We start from the raw sequence: 15,907 nt of genomic DNA, 5'->3' as shown, positions 1-15,907 counted from the left end.
GTGACTCCATTGATATTGGTCTGCGTCGCCCTTTTGGGCCAGTCTGTGGGCCCGAGCGTTTTTGGTATCGTTCCCATTTAGCATGCCGCCAATTGGTCACGATCAAAATGGGAACGTTCCCAGTTCGTGGGCGAGGTCACAAAAAGCGCATTTTTTGTGCGGCGCTAGGTGATGGAGTTCACAAAGAGTGGCAGGGAGCTATGGTCGCCAGCGGGGGCTGATCCTGCTCGATCTGGCCGAGCAGCTGGCGCGCGGCCTGCTCCCCCGCCCCCTTGTAGCCGAGATCCAGACTGAGGGCGTTGGGGAAGAGAAAGGTGAGCATGGGGTTGTTGCCAAGGCCGGTCACCAGCACCTCGCTGCGCCCCTGCTCCTGCAGGTACTTGGCGGCGCCAATGGCCAGGGTATCGCTGGCGCAGACCAGGGCGCCCGTGGTCGGGGTGAGCAGCTCCCCCGCCAGCCGGTAGCCGCTCTGCAGGCTGAGATCACCGAGGGCGCTGCGCGCCGTCAGTCCCTGTTCGGCGCAGTAGCCGAGGTAGGCATCGAGCCGGCGCTGACCGGTGGTGAGATCGGCGGTGTCCACCCCCAGGTAGGCGATGTCGTGGATGCCGCGGTTAGCGAGCTGGTCCAGCATGGTGCGCACCGCACCGGCATCGTCGAAACAGACCGAGGAGAAACCGGGATGGTCGCGGGCCACCAGCACCAGCTTCTCCCTGAGCGGCGCCATGGCGGCATAGTCCAGATCGTTGAAGGCGAACAGAATGATGCCATCCACCCCGCGCCGCTCCAGCACCGCCAGATGCTCCTGCACCTTGGCGGGGGAGAACTTGCTCTCCATCAGCACGGCGTCGTAGCCGCGCCGGTAGAGGGTCTCCAACATGCCGCGCACCGCCTGGTTTTCCGAGCTGGAGTCGAGCCGCGAGACGATGATCCCCACCACCTGCTGGCTCTGGCTGCGCATGGCCCGCGCCGACTTGCTCGGCACGAAGCCGTGCTCGGCGATGATCTGCTCCACCCGCTCGCGGGTCGCCTGCTTCACCTTGGGATCCTGGTTGAGCACCCGGGAGACGGTCGACTTGCCGACACCACAGAGTCGGGCGATATCGAGGATGGTCAGTTTTTTGTCCATGAAGTGGCTCACAGGGGCTCGGCGGTGGAATTGCCCACATTGTTGTGATTAACCCCTGTGAATACAAGCCCATGGCGTTAGAATGCCCTTTTGGCGCCGGCGCATGCCGTGCCACCCGCCATCGCACAGGACGCGCATCATGGATCTGTTGGCCAGTCTGCACTTCTCCCTCTCCATCACGGGCCCCATCTGCGTGGTGCTGCTGCTCGGCATCTGGCTCAAGCAGCTGGGCCTGCTGCCGGACAGCTTCGTCGAGTCCGCTTCCCGCCTGGTGTTCCAGGTCACCCTGCCGGCGCTCCTGTTTCTCAGCATGGTGCGCACCGATTTCTCCACCATGCCGAGCCCCTGGCTCATCGTCTACGGCCTGCTCGGCACCCTCACCGGCTTTCTGGTGCTGGAGCTGCTGGCAGCCCGCTTCATCCCGGAGCGGCGCCAGCGCGGCATCTTCGTGCAAGGGAGCTTTCGCGGCAACATGGGGATCATGGGGCTGGCCTATGTGCAGAATGCCTACGGCGCCGAGGGTATCGGCGCCGCCGCCCTGCTGGTGGGCTCGGTCACCGTGCTCTACAACGTGCTTGCGGTGATCACCCTGACCCGCAGCCTGGGGGGCAGCAAGGGGATCAAGCCGATCCTCAGGGGGATCGCCAAAAACCCGCTGATCATCGCCATCCTGGCGGCCCTGCCGTTTGGCCTGCTCGGCATCGAGCTGCCCCAGCTGGTGATCACCACCGGCAACTACTTCGCCAACATGACCCTGCCGCTGGCGCTGCTCTGCACCGGCGCCAGCCTCAACCTCAAGGCCCTGCGCGGCGGCGCCCTGCTGACCGGCTGGGCCACCGCCAACCGGCTGCTGTGCATCCCGGTGCTGCTGGTGATGGGCGCCTGGGCGCTGGGTTTCAGCCCGCAGGCCCTCGGCATCCTGTTTCTCATCAGCTCCACCCCCACCGCCGCCGCCAGCTATGTGATGACCCGCGCCATGGGGGGCGACAGCGCCCTGGCGGCCAACATCATCGCCACCACCACCCTTGGCTCACTCGTCACCACCAGCCTGGGCGCCACCCTGATGAACTACCTGGGGCTGATGGGCTAGCCAGCAGCAAACGTGCTGGCCCTCACCCCTTCATCACCCCCTTGACCTTGCCGCGGGCGGCAGCTTTACGCTGACTCTCAATCAACAGAGGAGATATCCCATGACCATCGAACTCACCGTCTCCGGCATGTCCTGCGGTGGCTGCGCCGCCAGCCTGCAAAAAGCCCTGCTGGCCCAGCCTGCCGTCAGCAGCGCCAGCGTCGACTTTGCCAGCAGCAAGGCCGTCATCGAGAGCGAACTGAGCAAGGCCGAGCTGATCGCCCTGATCGAAACCAAAGGCTTCTCGGCGAGTTAAATTATCTCCATATAGGTATAAAACAGGTTAAAATTCTGTATCCAGCTGTTTTTTGGTGAGAGTCATCACAAACCCCTGCAACAGAAAGCGCAAACTTGCTGCAATTTTTATCACCCAGAAGGAATTGCAGCATGACTCTCCCGATCCGCAAGACCCTGCTCGCCGCCGTCCTCGGCCTGACCCTCTCCCCGATGGCCATGGCCCTGCCCAACGTCCATATCCTGGCCACCGGCGGCACCATTGCCGGGGCGGGGCAGTCCGCTACCCAGTCCAACTACGAGGCCGGCAAGGTGGCCATCGAGACGCTGATCGCCGCCGTGCCCGAGATGAAGAACGTGGCCGACGTGCAGGGCGAGCAGGTGGTGAAGATCGGCTCCCAGGACATGAACGACGAGGTGTGGCTCAAGCTCGCCAAGCGGGTTAACGAGCTGCTGGCCAGGGATGACGTGGATGGCATCGTCATCACCCACGGCACCGACACCATGGAAGAGACCGCCTATTTCCTCAATCTGACCGTCAAGAGCGACAAGCCGGTGGTGCTGGTCGGCGCCATGCGCCCCTCCACCGCCATGAGCGCCGACGGCCCGATGAACCTCTACAACGCCGTGGTCACCGCCTCCGACCCCGCCTCCAAGGGGCGTGGCGTCATGGTGGCGATGAACGACACCGTGCTCGATGCCCGCGACGTCACCAAGACCAACACTACAGGGGTACAGACCTTCGCCTCCCCCAACTTCGGCCCGCTCGGCTACATCCACAACGGCAAGATCGACTATCAGCGCAGCCCGGCCCGTCTGCACACCAGCAAGACCCCGTTTGACGTGAGCAAGCTCGACAAGCTGCCCCAGGTCGGCATCGTCTACAGCTACGCCAACGCTTCTGATCTGCCGGCCAAGGCCCTGGTGGATGCCAAGTTCGATGGCATCGTCAGCGCCGGGGTGGGCAACGGCAACCTCTACCACACCCTGTTCGACACCCTGGCCAAGGCGAGCAAGGACGGCATCCGGGTAGTGCGCTCGGCACGCGTGCCGACCGGCTCCACCACCCTGGATGCCGAGATCGATGACGCCAAGTACGGCTTCGTCGCCGCCGAAACCCTCAACCCGCAGAAGGCGCGGGTCCTGCTGATGCTTGCCCTGACCCAGAGCAAGGATCCGGCCCAGATCCAGCGCTGGTTCCAGCAGTTCTGATCTCCCTGCCGGCCTCGGCCGGCAGAGGGAATGACCATAAAAAAGGCGGGATACTATCCCGCCCTTGTTCGTGACAAATGGCACGTCAGCCCATGATCAGCCAGCCGCAGAAGCCAAGAGAGATCAGCCCCACCCAGGCGAGCCTGCCCGCCGTCATCCGCTCCCGACTGAACCCCCACCACAACAGCACCACCGCCAGCAGCGTCACCAGCGAGGAGACCATCATGGTGCTGTCCAGCAGCCAGGGGGTGAACAACAGGCAGAACGCCTTGGGAATGGTGCCCTGGATCATCATGGCCCCCGAGATGTTGGCCAGCGCCAGCCGGTGCTTGCCCTGCCGCACCCAGATCAGCACGTTCATCAGCTCGGGCATCTCGGTCGCCACCGGGCTCAGCAGCAGGGCCGCCAGCACCGGCGAGAGGCCGAACAGCTCGCCCATGCTCTCCAGCTGGTGAACGAACAGCTGGGCCGCCAGCGCCACCACCACCAGCGCCACCAGGGTTTGCAGCAGCACCTTGCCGAGCGCCGGGATCTCGGCGCCCGGATCCAGCTTGAGGGGCTCTGGCAGCTCGACCTCGTGGCTGTCGGTCTGTTTCAGCTCGCGCCGCACATAGACCAGATAAACCAGTACGAACAACGGGGCCAGCCAGGCCTTGCCGGTAAAGGCCACCATGCCGAGGGCCACCGCCACCAGGAAGATGCCGACGAACCAGGCCTGATCGCGGCCTATCTCGCGCTGCACCTCGCCATCGATGGCTCTATGCTCCCGGCTCATGCACAGCAGCAGGGTCACGCCGACGGCGGCATAACCTATGGTGGCCAGCACCAGCGGGCCGCCGAGGGCGGCACCTATGCCTATCTGCTGCTGAGCGGGGGCATCCCCCATCAGCAAGGCGGTCAGGGTGACGATGCATTCGGGCAGGGCCGTGCCGAGGGCCGCCAGCAGGGAGCCGGTGGCGCTCTGGGATAACTTGAAGTGGTGGCCGGTCCATTCGATGCCGTTGACGAAATATTCGCAGGCCAGATAGATGGTGACGGCAGAGAGCAGAAATAACAGCAGGGTGATCAGCATGATGGGTAACCGCCAGGCGAGCAGAACAACCAATGGACCCGATATGGCTCGCCCGGCTGGCTTGCATATCGAGGCCAAAGGTCTTGCAGAGCGATGGATGCCATCGCCGCCCATGCCATGGATCTGAGGATCCAAGAATGTTGACATGAGCCCTGCCCGGATCACGGGCGGGTTGCTACTCCCCTATGACAGTGCGGGCTTTTTACCAAGTTGACCGCCCCCCCACAAGGCAAACTAATGATCATTGACTCAACAAGTTGTAAGGGAATGTAACCGTCCACCCATCGGCTTTGCCATCCGGATCCACTCCAATGCCGGTGAGTTCCTCGCCTTGGCACACCGTTTGCTATGAGATGACTACTGTCCACACTGATTTGGGAAGGGTGAACGATGAAACGGTGGATCCAACATTTCTATCAACTGAACCGCCTCAACTGGCTGATGGTCTGGCTGCTGCTCTGCTGCAGCATCATTCTGCTGTTTCCGGCCGGTTTGATGCAGGGGGCCGTCAGCCAGTGGGCCGCCACACACGCCGCCTGGCTCGGGGTCGGCATGCTGATCGCCATCTCCTACTTCTGCAGTCAGGGCTTCCTGATCGCCTGGGAGTGGGCCTGTGACGAATGGCAGTCGCGCCGTCAGCAGGATCAGCTGGCCCAGATGGTCTCCTTCCTCGACTTCAACGAGAAGGCGGTGCTGCGCGAGTTCGTGCTGCAACGAAAAAGCGTCATAAACTTGCCGATCACCGAGCCCGCCGTCAAAAATCTGATGGATGCCGGTGTGCTCACCTACGCCTATGGCAAGCCGGCCCGGGAGAAAGAGGACGAGAACCAGATCCGCGCCCTGATGATCGCCCTGCCCGCCCGCCCGCTGCTCACCTACAAGGTGCTGGGGCTGTCGCGCGGCAAGATGAGTGACGAGCAGGTGGAGCAGATCATGAACGCCAGACCCAAGTTCGCGCAGAAAAGCTTCCAGCGCTGATCGTCGTTCCCGCCAATAAAAAGAGCCGGCCCTGTGGCCGGCTCTGTCGTTTCTGCCCGTTACTGGGTTCTGGCCTTGAGATACCCGGCATAGTCAGGGATCTGCACGCTGAACGCCTGGCGCATGTGGGGGCTGTCCATGATGAAATCGGCCGTTGCCTCGTTGGTGGCGACCGGGATGTTCCAGACTGCCGCGAGGCGCAGCAAGGCCTTCACGTCCGGATCGTGGGGCACCGCATTGAGGGGATCCCAGAAGAAGATCAGCACGTCGATCTTGCCCTCGGCGATCAGGGCGCCAAGCTGCTGGTCGCCCCCCATGGGGCCGGAGAAGAGACAGGTGATGGGCAGCTGTGCCTGCTTGCCGAGCATGGTGCCTGTGGTGCCGGTGGCGTAGAGGTGGTGGAGCTTGAGCTCCTCCTTGCGCCGCATCACCCAGTTCAGCAGAGGGGTCTTCATGTTGTCGTGAGCCACCAGCGCCACTCGCTTGTGGGGCGCCATCTCACGGGCGATCTGTTCCATGGACATCATCCGTAGCAGTGTTGTTTGAATAGAGCCGTATCCTAATCGAAAGCGGCGCCCGTTGCCTTGCCGGGCGCCGTAACTGTGATCACTTCGACTGTTCAATCCACTGCCTGTTCTTCTGCTCCAGCACCGAGATGGGCAGCATGCCGTACTCCAGCACATGGTGGTGGAACGCCTTGAGGTCAAAACCTCCGCCCAGCGCCTGCTCGGCCGACTCCCGCATCCGGATCAGCGCCAGCTGGCCCGCCTTGTAGGAGGTCGCCTGGCCGGTGTAGGCCATGTAGCGCGGCACCTCGGAGCTGATGTCCCCGTCCCCCAGCGCCGAGTTCTCCTTCATGTAGCTGGCGGCCTGGTCGTGGTTCCAGCCATACCAGTGGATGCCGGTATCCACCACCAGCCGCATCGCCCTCAGCATCTCCTCGTTGAGGCGACCGAAGTACTGCAGCTGGTTGTTGAAGGCGGACGATCCCTCGACCTTCACGTCCCCCACCGCCGGATCGTAGAGACCGCGCCCCTGATAGAGCCCCATGTCGTGATCCGCCAGGTATTCGGTGTAGAGCGCCCAGCCCTCCGCATAGGCGGTGTAGGAGGCATTCGCCACGTACTGCGGGAAGTCGGGATCCTTGGCGGCCAGCTCCTGGGCGATGGTGATCTGGAAGTGGTGGCCCGGCGCCGCCTCGTGGGCCAGCAGGGTGCTGATGTTCCAGCTCTGCAGGCCATAGGGGTAGTAGGTGTTGAGGAAGAAGCGCCCTTTGCGGCCGGTCTGCGGGTTGCCGTCCTGATACCAGGCCACTCCGCCGTATGGCGCGTCCTTATAGGAGACGGGCACCACCTCGTAATCCAGCTTGGGAATGGTGCGCTCGGCATCGAAGAAGTCCGGCAGCACCAGCGCCGCCTTGCTCTTGAAGGCGTTGTACTCCTGCAGTGCCCGCTCGTGCTCGGCCAGCGCCTGCTGCTGCGGCCCGCTCAGGGTCGCACCGGCGGCGTTGCCGGGGTTGAGGCCGGCCGACCAGACCGCCAGCGGGTTCTGATAGAAGAAGGCCGGTTCGTTCAGGTAGCGGAAGAAGGCGTAGATCTGGCCGCTCTGCTTGCTCTGGGCCACGTCGTCGCTGTCGCACTTGCCGACGGTATGGCACACCTTGACCATGGCGCCGAAGATCCGCGCCACCTCGCTCAGCCCCAGCTCATGCACCTGCTCCGGCGTCATGTCGGTGGTGGTGTGCTTCTTCAGCAGCCAGCGATACCAGTCACGCCCGTTGGTCATGCCGCAGAAGCCGTCGTCGCACTCGCCGCTGCCAAGGCGCACCGCATAGGCACCGCCGTGCTGGTAATCCAGGTAGTCGCGCAGCGCCAGATAGCGGCCGTTGATGCTGTCCAGCACCCCCTTGTACTCGCTGCGCAGCGCCTCGTCCGCCTCTCCCGGCAGCTGCTGCCAGCCGAGGTAGGAACCGGCGATCGCCTCGCCCTCCAGCTTGCTGTCTAGCTGGGCCAGCAGCCGGTCCACCAGCTCGTCCGGCAGGGTATTGCCCTGGGCGCTGCCCAGTTCGAACTGGTGCTTCACCTCGGCAAGGTAGCCGTCATAGGCCTTGAGCCAGCTGAGGTGCTCCTGATACCAGGCCAGTGGTGCGGTGGCGACCCTCGCCTTGCTGGCCACAACCGGTGCCGCTGCCGGGCGATCGATGTCGCGCCGCCAGGTGGCATCCCCCGGCGCGACCCGCTCGGCCGAGCTCTGCTCGAAGTAGTCGAAGCCGGGCTCGACGATGCGGGCAGCTTTGCCGCTGGCCGGGGCGGCCCCCACCTCATCGACCAGATCAACCACCCGGTTGCTGAAGTGGTGGATCGGGATCTGGGACTGGGGCAGATCGTAACCGGTCAGGTTGATCTGCAGATCCCAGCGGATCATGTCGTAGAACAACCGGTCCCGTTCGCTCAGCACGCTCGCGTCCAGGGCATCCAGCCGCTTGAGCAGGGCGCTGTCGAGGGCCTTGCGCTTGGCGATGCTGGCGGCATCGATGGCAAAACCGTAGGGGTCGAGCGCCTGGCTCTCGCGCAGGGCCTCGTCCATGGTCTGCATCAGGGAGGTCTTGGTGGCGGCGGGATCCGCCGGCGCGTTGGAGCTGTTGTCATTGCAGGCAGTAAGCGAGAGTGCGATGGCACAAGCCAGCGCCAGTTTGTTGGGCAAGAAGTGCATGGTGTAGTCCTTTAACCGTTGTTATTGTTTGCCCCCGAAAAGGGGTTCCAATAGTGCATCTCTCTCGCTCGCTTTTTTGCGACATGATTAACAAAAATAAGCTTACTTTTCATAATGATAAGTCTCATGAAAAGCTATGCAGACGGACATTAAAAAACCCGCCTGAGCGGGTTTTTTAATCGTTTTTTCATGCCATAACTATTCAGGAACCGCCGTGATGCAGCTGGGATTGCTGATAGTTCTCCAGCCCGATGCGATCGATGAGATCGAGCTGGGTCTCCAGCCAGTCCACGTGCTCCTCCTCGTCTTCCAGAATATCCTGGAACAGGTCGCGGCTGATGTAGTCCTGCACCGACTCGGCGTAGGCGATGGCCACCTTCAGATCCGGGATGGCATCCATCTCCAGCGACAGGTCGCAACGCAGCATCTCCTCCACCGTTTCGCCGATGCGCAGCTTGCCCAGATCCTGCAAGTTGGGCAGCCCTTCCAGAAACAGCACCCGCTTGACCAGCTCGTCGGCGTGTTTCATCTCATCGATGGACTCGTGATACTCCTTGTGCCCGAGCGCCTTGAGGCCCCAGTCATCATAGATGCGGGCATGCAGAAAATATTGGTTGATGGCTATCAGCTCATTGGCCAGCACCTTGTTGAGGTGGGCGATGATCTTGGGATCTCCTTTCATCGACAGTGCTCCTTGGTTCGTGCCTGAGGCTTAGATCCTTAGAGCTTAGTCCAGAAAGATGACAACAAGAGGTCCGGCGAGCTTGCTCGCCAGCGGGAAGGGATTGAAAAGACGGGCCGGTTTTGCCGGCGACGGGCTCTGCTCAGGCCACCTCGTAGTAGAGCGGCGCCTGCTCCAGCTCGGCCTTGTCGAGTTCGGCGGCGATGATCTCCATGGTCATGCGCACGCATTTGCCGCACTGGACACCGACGTCGAGCGACTGCTTGAGCTGGCGAAACTCGGTCTTGCCTGCCTGTACCGCCTTGCGGATCTGGGAATCTGTGATGCCGCGGCACAAACAGACGTACATAGTGTTTACCTCATGCTGAATTGCCATGAAATCTAAATGAGAATGGTTCGTAGTGCAAATAACGATTGGTAATAAGATCCCCCGCTTGCCAGCCATCAACCCCTTGGTGACAATGCCCTGTCACTGAGGGAAACATCATGCTCAAGAAACTGTTCACTGCCCTGTTTGGCGGCCAGCCCGCTCCGGTCGCCGAAGTCACCCCCACCGAATATGCCGGCTACCTCATCTATCCCGAGCCCATGGCCGAAGGGGGTCAGTATCGGCTGGCGGGCCGCATCACCAAGGAGCTGGACGGCGTGCTGCAGACCCACCGCTTCATCCGCTCCGATCTGTTTGCCAACCCCGCCGATGCGGAGCGCTTCATGGTGCAGAAGGCGCACACCTTCATCGACCAGATGGGGGATCGCATGTTCGAGCCCCGCAAACCGGCCGACAACGCAGCCTCATGATGCCGGCTGCGCTCGACGAGCTGCACCAGGCGCTGGCCCGCGCCGGCGAACGGCGGCTGATCTGGCTGGAAGGTGATGAAGCTGATTGCATCGCCCGGGCCGAGGCGTTGCTTGGCGGCGTCAGCTACTGGCTGGGGAATGGCCCGGCCGAGCACCACCCGCAGCCGGCGGCCAAGGCGCTGCAGCGACTCGGTCAGGAGTGCGACACGCTTGTATTCAATGCGTTCAGCGGTTTTCACCCCGATGCGTTCGGGGCGCTGGCGGGCACCTTGCGGGCGGGCGGCCTGCTGCTGCTGCTGACCCCGCCGCGAGCCCAATGGCCTGCCTGGCCGGATCCGGACCGGGTGCGGCTGGTGGCACAACCGGAAGATATGGCGCTGGCGGGCCACGGCTTTCTCGCCCGGCTGGTGCGGCAGCTTGCGGGCGACCCTGCCCTCGAGCTAGCCCCTCCTGCAACGGCAACCCAGTGGCAGCCGGTTGGGCCGGCGCGGCCATTGAGCTGCGATCAGGCGCGCGCCCTGCCCGCCATCCACAAGGTGTTGCACGGTCACCGCCGCCGCCCGCTGGTGTTGAGTGCGGATCGGGGCCGCGGCAAGAGCAGCCTGCTGGGGCTGGCCGCCGCCGAGCTGCTGCGCCAACAACCCGATCTGCAGATCCTGGTGACGGCCCCCTCCCAGGCCACGGTCGCCACCCTGTTTGCCCACGCGGCCCATGCCCTTGAAGACGCGCCGCAACTGCTGACTGGGCTCAGCTACTGCTCGCCGGATCGGCTGGTACACGAACCGCTGCAACCCGACCTGCTGCTGGTAGACGAAGCCGCCGCCATTCCCACCCCGCTGCTGGAGGCCATGCTGGCCCGGCACGGTCGCATCGTCTTCGCCACCACGGAGCACGGCTACGAGGGCACGGGGCGCGGTTTTCACCTGCGTTTCAAGCGGGTGCTGGATCGCGAGACGCCCGGCTGGCAGGAGATCCACCTGGCCGAGCCGCTCCGCTGGAGCAGCCGGGATCCGCTGGAGCCACTGGTGTTCCGGCTGCTCGGCCTCAACGCCGAGGTCGAGACTCCGCCTGCCCCCACCCAGCCTGGCTGGCGCCGGCTCGAGCAGGATGCACTGGCTGCCGACGAGGGACTGCTCCATCAGGTGTTCGGCCTGCTGGTGCTGGCCCACTACCAGACCACGCCGAGCGATCTGCGCTACCTGCTGGAGAGCCCCGCCCTCGACATCCACCTGCTGGAGCAGGGTCCGCATCTGCTCGGGGTGGCGCTGGTGGCCCGGGAAGGAGAGATAGATCCTGAGCTGGCCGAGGCGATCTGGGCCGGACGGCGGCGCCCGCGCGGCCATCTGCTGCCCCAGTCGCTGCTGGCGCACGCCGGCTTCAAGACCGCAGGTGCGCGCAGCTACGCCCGGGTGATGCGCATCGCCATCCACCCGACTCTCCATCGCCACGGGCTGGGGTCGCTCCTGCTGGCCCACCTCGAACAGCATTATCAGGCGGCAGGGCTCGACTATCTGGGCTCGGCCTTCTCGGCCAGCGCCGATCTGCTGCCTTTCTGGCGCAAGGCCGGGCTCAGGGTGCTGCGCATCGGCCTGCAGCGGGATGCCGCCAGCGGCAGCCACGCCGCCCTGCTGCTCAAGGCGCTGCAACCGGCCCGCGCCGCCGAGCTGGCCGAGTGGCACCAACGCTTCGTGTGCCAGCTGCCCACCCTGCTGGCAGGCGAGCTGAAAACCCTTGAATCCGAGCTGGTGTGGCAGTGCCTGCAGGATGCGGAGGCCAGCTCGAGCGGGCTCGATGGCTTTGATAAGGATGAGCTGGCCTGCTTTGCCCACCACCACAAGCCGTTCGAGCTGTGCCAACCCAGCCTGCAACGCTGGCTGGCGGGCAACCTGACGAAACTGGCACAGCTTGATCCCGCCGAGCGGCAACTGCTGATCGCCACCATCTGGCAATATGCCGACTGGGGAGCGCTGGCGGCCAGGCTGCAACTGGCGGGCAAGACGGCGGTCATCAAGGCGCTGCGCAGCCTGCTGGCCCGGTTGTTGCCGCCCACTACCATTCGATAGGCGTGCCTCGCCAGTCGAGGTAGCTCAGTTCGCCATCCGGCATCAGCAGCGCCATCAGCGTCACCAGATCCGCGGCAGCCTGTTGCGGGCTGTGCAGGCTGCCGGCGGCCAGGTTGCCGTGAAACGGTCGCGAGAGCGGGGTATCCACCGTGCCCGGATGAAACGCCAGCAGCTTGACGCCGGGCGCCCGTCTGGCGAGCTCGATGGCGGCGCACTTGAGCAGCATGTTGAGGGCTGCCTTGGCGGCGCGATAGCCATACCAGCCCCCGGCGCGGTTGTCGCCAATGCTGCCGACCCGGGCACTGAGCACGGCCAGGGTACAGGGGCTCGACCCCAGCAGGGGCAGCAGCTGGCTGATCCAGCGCAGCGGCAGCAGGGCGTTGGTCTGGTAGAGCTGGGTCATGGCCTCGAGGTTGAGCGCCTCTAACCGTTTCTCCGGCCGGATGCCTCCCTGCTGCAGCAGACCGTTGCATATCACCAGCCAGCGCGGCCTCGGTGCCAGCTCACCGATGCGGGCCACCGCCTCTGCCAGCTGTTCATCACTGTAATCGCAGCGCAGCCAGTGCAGCTTGCTGCTGTCGAGCCCCGCCGGTTGCGGCTGGCGGCTGATGGCGATGACAGGCGCGGCACCTGCCGCCAGCCAGTGCGCCACTAGGGCGCTCCCCAGCCCACCGCCGGCACCGATCACCACGACACTCTCTTCCATGACTCCCCCTTGCGGCGAGTGTGATGGCCTTCTCCATCGCCCCGCGCTTTTCCTGATAGGCTGATACGCGCCTTCCAGCCTGCGGGATCAAGCGGTTATGGAGGCGATCTTGTGTGGATCCCGTCGTCAGCGGCAGATCCATTCCTATACTGAGGGAAAACCGCAGCGGCTGCTGCCAGCGCAACCAGAAGCACGAGAGTGACCATGATGGCCAAAGACGGGGAAGAGCGTAAATCCATTCTGACCGAGAGCGGCACCAACGAGCTCGAGATCATCGAATTCCACCTCAAGAAGCAGCTGCCCGATGGCCGCGAGAAAATAGCCTACTACGGCATCAACGTCGCCAAGGTGCGCGAGGTGATCCGGGTGCCGGAGACCACCGACTACCCCAACGCCCAGCGTCACATGGTGGGGGTCTTCTCCCTGCGCGAGCGGCTGATCCCGCTGGTGGATCTGGCCGGCTGGCTTGGCATCAAAACCAACCCGGACAACAGCAACAAGGTGGTCATCGTCACCGATTTCAACAAGATGGCGAACGGCTTCCTCATCGACAGCGTCAGCAGGATCCACCGGGTCTCCTGGGAGGATGTGGAGTCCCCCAGCCAGTTCCTGGAGGCGGGCGAGAATGACTGCGTGGTGGCGGTGGTCAGGCGCGACGGCAACCTCATCATGATCCTCGACTTCGAGAAGATCATCGCCGACATCAACCCCGAGCTGAGCATGGAGAAGTACGATGTGACCCAGGATCGCAAGGTCATCATCGACGATCGCATGATGGCCATGCGCCAGGCCAAAACCATCCTAGTGGTGGACGACTCCGCCTTCATCCGCAAGATGATCGAGACCACCCTGCGCACCGCGGGCTATAACGTGGTGACCGCCAAGGACGGAGGCGACGGGCTGGAGATGCTGATGGAGTTCGATCGCCTGTCGCAGGAGGAGAAGATCCCGGTGGCCGAGTTCGTCAGCGGCATCATCACCGACGTGGAAATGCCCCGCATGGACGGCATGCACCTGCTCAAGCGGCTGCGCGACACCCCCGCCTTCAAGACCATTCCCATCGTCATGTTCTCGTCGCTGATGAGCGATGACAACCGCCAGAAGGCGCTGCAGCTGGGGGCCAACGACACCATCACCAAACCGGAGCTGGGCCGCATGGTCGGCATGATGGACAACTTCCTGCTCGGCATCCCCATTCCCAAACCGGGCAACCTGTGAGGCCGCCAGTCGGCCACGCAAGCAAAAGGGCGCCTCGGCGCCCTTTTGCTGCTTGATGGATCAGCCCAGCCAGAGGTAGAGCTGGTGAGCCGCCACCCCGGCGCACAGGCCACCGACGGTGTGGGCCACGATGGCGCGGGAGGTGAGATGACGATAGCCGAGTGCATCCAGCATGGCGGTGTGGGTGCTCAAAAAACCGCTCCAGCACATGCCCATGGCGGTGAACACTGCCACCTCGTTGCCGGTGATCCAGCCCTTGCCGATGAAGGGGGGCACCAGCGACATGGCGGCCCCGACCGCCCCCAGCGAGGTGACCGAGAAGGCCACCAGCTCGGCGTGGGTGAAGCCGAACAGCAGCTCGAACAGCCAGCCCACCTTGGCCGCCAGCACCGGCAGCAGCGCCACCCCTTGGAAGGCCTCGCCGGTATAACCCTGCTCGCCCGGGCCGAAAGTCAGCAGCATCACGAAGGTGCTGATGATGAGCACCCCGGGGATCACCGCCATCCCCAGCTCCACCCCGGATTTGCCGCCATCCAGCAGGGCGTTGAGCACCCGCAGCCAGGTCGGAGCGGCTTCCTGGCTGAGCCCCGGTTTGGCCCCCACGCTCTCCACCTCGTCGGAAATCGGGGTCTCCCCCACCAGCGGGCGGATCATCCGCTGCATCAAGCGGGTCGATACCACGGAACCGATGAGGGCGCCGAGCAGGCCGATCAGCGCGGCACTGGCGGTAGACTCTCCCCCCGGCAGCTGCAGGGTGGCCATGAAGGTCACCACGATCAGCCCCATGCCGAAGGCGGTGCCGAAGTTGGTGAGCGAGACCAGCTGCCAGGGGGTGAAACCCTTGCGAAAGCGGCTGTCCCTGGCGAGGCTGATCACCGCCGGGTTGTCGGAGAAGAAGGTCATCAGGGCCGCCAATGCGGTGCGGCCCGGCAGCCGGAACACCGGCTTCATCAGCGGCGCCAGCAACACCTCCAGCAGGCGGATCACCCCGAATTCGCTGAGCAGCTGGCTGAGCGCGCCCGACAGCACGGTAATGCCCATGATGAAGAGCACTGTGTTGAGCAGCAGCTGGTGGGCGGTGTTGAACAGGGTGTTGACCAGTGCGGAGAGGCCCATCTGGCTGCCTAGGTAGCCAAACAGGCTGCCGAGGATGGCCAGCACCAATACCGGCTCCAGCCAGCGGCGAAGGGAGGCCGCCCCCTGGTGAGAATCTTTAACTGCTTGATTTTCCATACCAATCCTGAAATCTGTCGCTGTGTGGTGAGTATTGTTGTTATGGCACCCATAAAGCAGGAGCCCTTGTCTTGCGACAAGGGCTCCTTGCATTGATTCTTCTGCCAGGCTCGAACTGTGCCATGCGGGCTGACTGCCCACCACGCTGGCGACTGAACCGGGGAGGAGAAAACGGGTGGCCGGACGATCCTGTCCAGTCTGCCCGTCTCGCGTCAGCGCGCCGGCCCACGGCCAGCCCGGCGACGAAACGGGGCGGCAGTATAGCAACTGGGGCCGGTCGGCGAAACAAGGGGCGACCGGAGCGGATTGCCGCCCACCGCCTGCGCAGGTAAGCTTCCCCATCGGCAATCGACTCCGTCATTTACCATCCGGCAGCAACATGGGCAGCACCATGAACGACCTCGTGACCTATATCAGGGCCATCCATCGCCAGGCAGGACCGGCGATACTCGTCCGCCAGCAGAGCGAACAACACAGCGAGCAGGACGAGAGCGGCACCCTGACCCACCACCGGCAGACCCATTACTGGTTCGCCAACGGCGTGGTCATCTGTCACCAGCTGGAGCTGGACGAAGAGCCCTCCCCACAAGTCTGCCCGGAGTGCTGGATCAGCTACCGGGTGGTCGCCAGCCCCATCCCCATCACCCCTGTGCGCAAGCTGTTCCACAACCCCTGCCAGGAGGCCTTCTGGCTCAAGATGCAGGAGATCACGCCAGCCGGCTGACCTGCTCGGCCAGTGACCGG

At 64.0% G+C, this 15,907-nt stretch carries 16 protein-coding genes and 1 riboswitch; of the genes, 8 read left to right on the top strand and 8 right to left on the bottom strand.

What is annotated here, in order from left to right:
* Positions 1-178 precede the first annotated feature (178 nt).
* Positions 179-1,126, bottom strand: coding sequence for a trehalose operon repressor TreR (gene treR / locus I6L38_RS21880; protein ID WP_216988932.1), 948 nt, complete (start codon positions 1,124-1,126; stop codon positions 179-181).
* 139 nt (positions 1,127-1,265) lie between these two features.
* Between treR and I6L38_RS21875 the strand changes: the two genes are divergently transcribed.
* From I6L38_RS21875 to ansB, 3 genes are all read left to right on the top strand, one after another.
* Positions 1,266-2,216: an AEC family transporter gene (locus tag I6L38_RS21875; protein ID WP_010635992.1), complete on the top strand. Its 951-nt coding sequence runs from the start codon at positions 1,266-1,268 to the stop codon at positions 2,214-2,216.
* 100 nt (positions 2,217-2,316) lie between these two features.
* Positions 2,317-2,511 (top strand): heavy-metal-associated domain-containing protein, encoded by a 195-nt coding sequence (locus I6L38_RS21870; RefSeq protein ID WP_010635991.1) that lies wholly within the window; start codon positions 2,317-2,319, stop codon positions 2,509-2,511.
* 131 nt (positions 2,512-2,642) lie between these two features.
* On the top strand, positions 2,643-3,701 hold the full coding sequence (ansB, locus tag I6L38_RS21865; protein ID WP_126880594.1) for an L-asparaginase 2: 1,059 nt from the start codon (positions 2,643-2,645) through the stop codon (positions 3,699-3,701).
* 85 nt (positions 3,702-3,786) lie between these two features.
* Here ansB and I6L38_RS21860 read toward each other — a convergent pair whose 3' ends face one another.
* Positions 3,787-4,773: a sodium:calcium antiporter gene (locus I6L38_RS21860; protein ID WP_254204173.1), complete on the bottom strand. Its 987-nt coding sequence runs from the start codon at positions 4,771-4,773 to the stop codon at positions 3,787-3,789.
* 89 nt (positions 4,774-4,862) lie between these two features.
* Positions 4,863-4,969, bottom strand: a riboswitch (yybP-ykoY riboswitch).
* Between the two features lie 194 nt (positions 4,970-5,163).
* On the opposite strand from I6L38_RS21860, the gene I6L38_RS21855 reads away from it, so the two are divergent.
* Positions 5,164-5,751 (top strand): superinfection exclusion B family protein, encoded by a 588-nt coding sequence (locus I6L38_RS21855; RefSeq protein WP_216988930.1) that lies wholly within the window; start codon positions 5,164-5,166, stop codon positions 5,749-5,751.
* 59 nt (positions 5,752-5,810) lie between these two features.
* Here the strand turns inward: I6L38_RS21855 and I6L38_RS21850 are convergent, their stop codons facing one another.
* From I6L38_RS21850 to I6L38_RS21835, 4 genes are all read right to left on the bottom strand, one after another.
* Positions 5,811-6,269, bottom strand: a complete 459-nt coding sequence (locus tag I6L38_RS21850) for a methylglyoxal synthase (RefSeq protein WP_005305534.1) — start codon at positions 6,267-6,269, stop codon at positions 5,811-5,813.
* 88 nt (positions 6,270-6,357) lie between these two features.
* The gene (locus I6L38_RS21845; protein ID WP_216988929.1) at positions 6,358-8,463 is read right to left on the bottom strand and encodes a DUF885 family protein; all 2,106 of its coding nucleotides are present in this window, start codon (positions 8,461-8,463) and stop codon (positions 6,358-6,360) included.
* A gap of 202 nt (positions 8,464-8,665) precedes the next feature.
* Positions 8,666-9,145: a bacterioferritin gene (gene bfr / locus I6L38_RS21840; protein WP_010635985.1), complete on the bottom strand. Its 480-nt coding sequence runs from the start codon at positions 9,143-9,145 to the stop codon at positions 8,666-8,668.
* A gap of 142 nt (positions 9,146-9,287) precedes the next feature.
* Complete coding sequence (locus I6L38_RS21835; protein WP_216988928.1) at positions 9,288-9,494, bottom strand: bacterioferritin-associated ferredoxin; 207 nt, start codon at positions 9,492-9,494, stop codon at positions 9,288-9,290.
* 137 nt (positions 9,495-9,631) lie between these two features.
* Here I6L38_RS21835 and I6L38_RS21830 point away from each other — a divergent pair, with 137 nt between their 5' ends.
* Together I6L38_RS21830 and I6L38_RS21825 are read left to right on the top strand one after the other, a co-directional pair.
* A complete protein-coding gene (locus I6L38_RS21830; RefSeq protein WP_017788213.1) occupies positions 9,632-9,943 on the top strand; it encodes an HlyU family transcriptional regulator in 312 nt (103 codons plus the stop codon).
* Positions 9,940-12,006: a tRNA(Met) cytidine acetyltransferase TmcA gene (locus I6L38_RS21825; protein ID WP_043171472.1), complete on the top strand. Its 2,067-nt coding sequence runs from the start codon at positions 9,940-9,942 to the stop codon at positions 12,004-12,006. The genes I6L38_RS21830 and I6L38_RS21825 overlap by 4 nt, the downstream gene beginning before the upstream one ends.
* On the opposite strand, the gene I6L38_RS21820 is transcribed toward I6L38_RS21825, so the two are convergent.
* Positions 11,993-12,712: an SDR family NAD(P)-dependent oxidoreductase gene (locus tag I6L38_RS21820; protein WP_043171473.1), complete on the bottom strand. Its 720-nt coding sequence runs from the start codon at positions 12,710-12,712 to the stop codon at positions 11,993-11,995. The genes I6L38_RS21825 and I6L38_RS21820 overlap by 14 nt on opposite strands.
* A gap of 204 nt (positions 12,713-12,916) precedes the next feature.
* On the opposite strand from I6L38_RS21820, the gene I6L38_RS21815 reads away from it, so the two are divergent.
* Positions 12,917-13,930, top strand: a complete 1,014-nt coding sequence (locus tag I6L38_RS21815) for a chemotaxis protein CheV (RefSeq protein ID WP_005305558.1) — start codon at positions 12,917-12,919, stop codon at positions 13,928-13,930.
* A gap of 60 nt (positions 13,931-13,990) precedes the next feature.
* Here I6L38_RS21815 and I6L38_RS21810 read toward each other — a convergent pair whose 3' ends face one another.
* Positions 13,991-15,163 carry a nucleoside recognition domain-containing protein gene (locus I6L38_RS21810; protein WP_216988927.1) on the bottom strand — a complete coding sequence of 391 codons (1,173 nt, stop codon included), beginning with the start codon at positions 15,161-15,163 and terminating at the stop codon, positions 13,991-13,993.
* 379 nt (positions 15,164-15,542) lie between these two features.
* On the opposite strand from I6L38_RS21810, the gene I6L38_RS21805 reads away from it, so the two are divergent.
* Complete coding sequence (locus tag I6L38_RS21805; RefSeq protein WP_017766437.1) at positions 15,543-15,887, top strand: hypothetical protein; 345 nt, start codon at positions 15,543-15,545, stop codon at positions 15,885-15,887.
* The last annotated feature ends 20 nt before the right edge of the window (positions 15,888-15,907 follow it).

It is taken from the genome of Aeromonas sp. FDAARGOS 1408, from assembly GCF_019048665.1.
Classification (GTDB): domain Bacteria; phylum Pseudomonadota; class Gammaproteobacteria; order Enterobacterales; family Aeromonadaceae; genus Aeromonas; species Aeromonas dhakensis.
The sequence above is the reverse complement of the archived record's forward strand: the minus strand, read 5'-3'. Positions and strand labels throughout refer to the sequence as shown.

Bases quoted from the DNA above. Each gene is read 5' to 3' on its own strand.
- treR (WP_216988932.1), bottom strand. From the start codon at position 1,126: ATGGACAAAAAACTGACCATCCTCGATATCGCCCGACTCTGTGGTGTC.
- I6L38_RS21875 (WP_010635992.1), top strand. From the start codon at position 1,266: ATGGATCTGTTGGCCAGTCTGCACTTCTCCCTCTCCATCACGGGCCCC.
- I6L38_RS21870 (WP_010635991.1), top strand. From the start codon at position 2,317: ATGACCATCGAACTCACCGTCTCCGGCATGTCCTGCGGTGGCTGCGCC.
- ansB (WP_126880594.1), top strand. From the start codon at position 2,643: ATGACTCTCCCGATCCGCAAGACCCTGCTCGCCGCCGTCCTCGGCCTG.
- I6L38_RS21860 (WP_254204173.1), bottom strand. From the start codon at position 4,773: ATGCTGATCACCCTGCTGTTATTTCTGCTCTCTGCCGTCACCATCTAT.
- I6L38_RS21855 (WP_216988930.1), top strand. From the start codon at position 5,164: ATGAAACGGTGGATCCAACATTTCTATCAACTGAACCGCCTCAACTGG.
- I6L38_RS21850 (WP_005305534.1), bottom strand. From the start codon at position 6,269: ATGGAACAGATCGCCCGTGAGATGGCGCCCCACAAGCGAGTGGCGCTG.
- I6L38_RS21845 (WP_216988929.1), bottom strand. From the start codon at position 8,463: ATGCACTTCTTGCCCAACAAACTGGCGCTGGCTTGTGCCATCGCACTC.
- bfr (WP_010635985.1), bottom strand. From the start codon at position 9,145: ATGAAAGGAGATCCCAAGATCATCGCCCACCTCAACAAGGTGCTGGCC.
- I6L38_RS21835 (WP_216988928.1), bottom strand. From the start codon at position 9,494: ATGTACGTCTGTTTGTGCCGCGGCATCACAGATTCCCAGATCCGCAAG.
- I6L38_RS21830 (WP_017788213.1), top strand. From the start codon at position 9,632: ATGCTCAAGAAACTGTTCACTGCCCTGTTTGGCGGCCAGCCCGCTCCG.
- I6L38_RS21825 (WP_043171472.1), top strand. From the start codon at position 9,940: ATGATGCCGGCTGCGCTCGACGAGCTGCACCAGGCGCTGGCCCGCGCC.
- I6L38_RS21820 (WP_043171473.1), bottom strand. From the start codon at position 12,712: ATGGAAGAGAGTGTCGTGGTGATCGGTGCCGGCGGTGGGCTGGGGAGC.
- I6L38_RS21815 (WP_005305558.1), top strand. From the start codon at position 12,917: ATGATGGCCAAAGACGGGGAAGAGCGTAAATCCATTCTGACCGAGAGC.
- I6L38_RS21810 (WP_216988927.1), bottom strand. From the start codon at position 15,163: ATGGAAAATCAAGCAGTTAAAGATTCTCACCAGGGGGCGGCCTCCCTT.
- I6L38_RS21805 (WP_017766437.1), top strand. From the start codon at position 15,543: ATGGGCAGCACCATGAACGACCTCGTGACCTATATCAGGGCCATCCAT.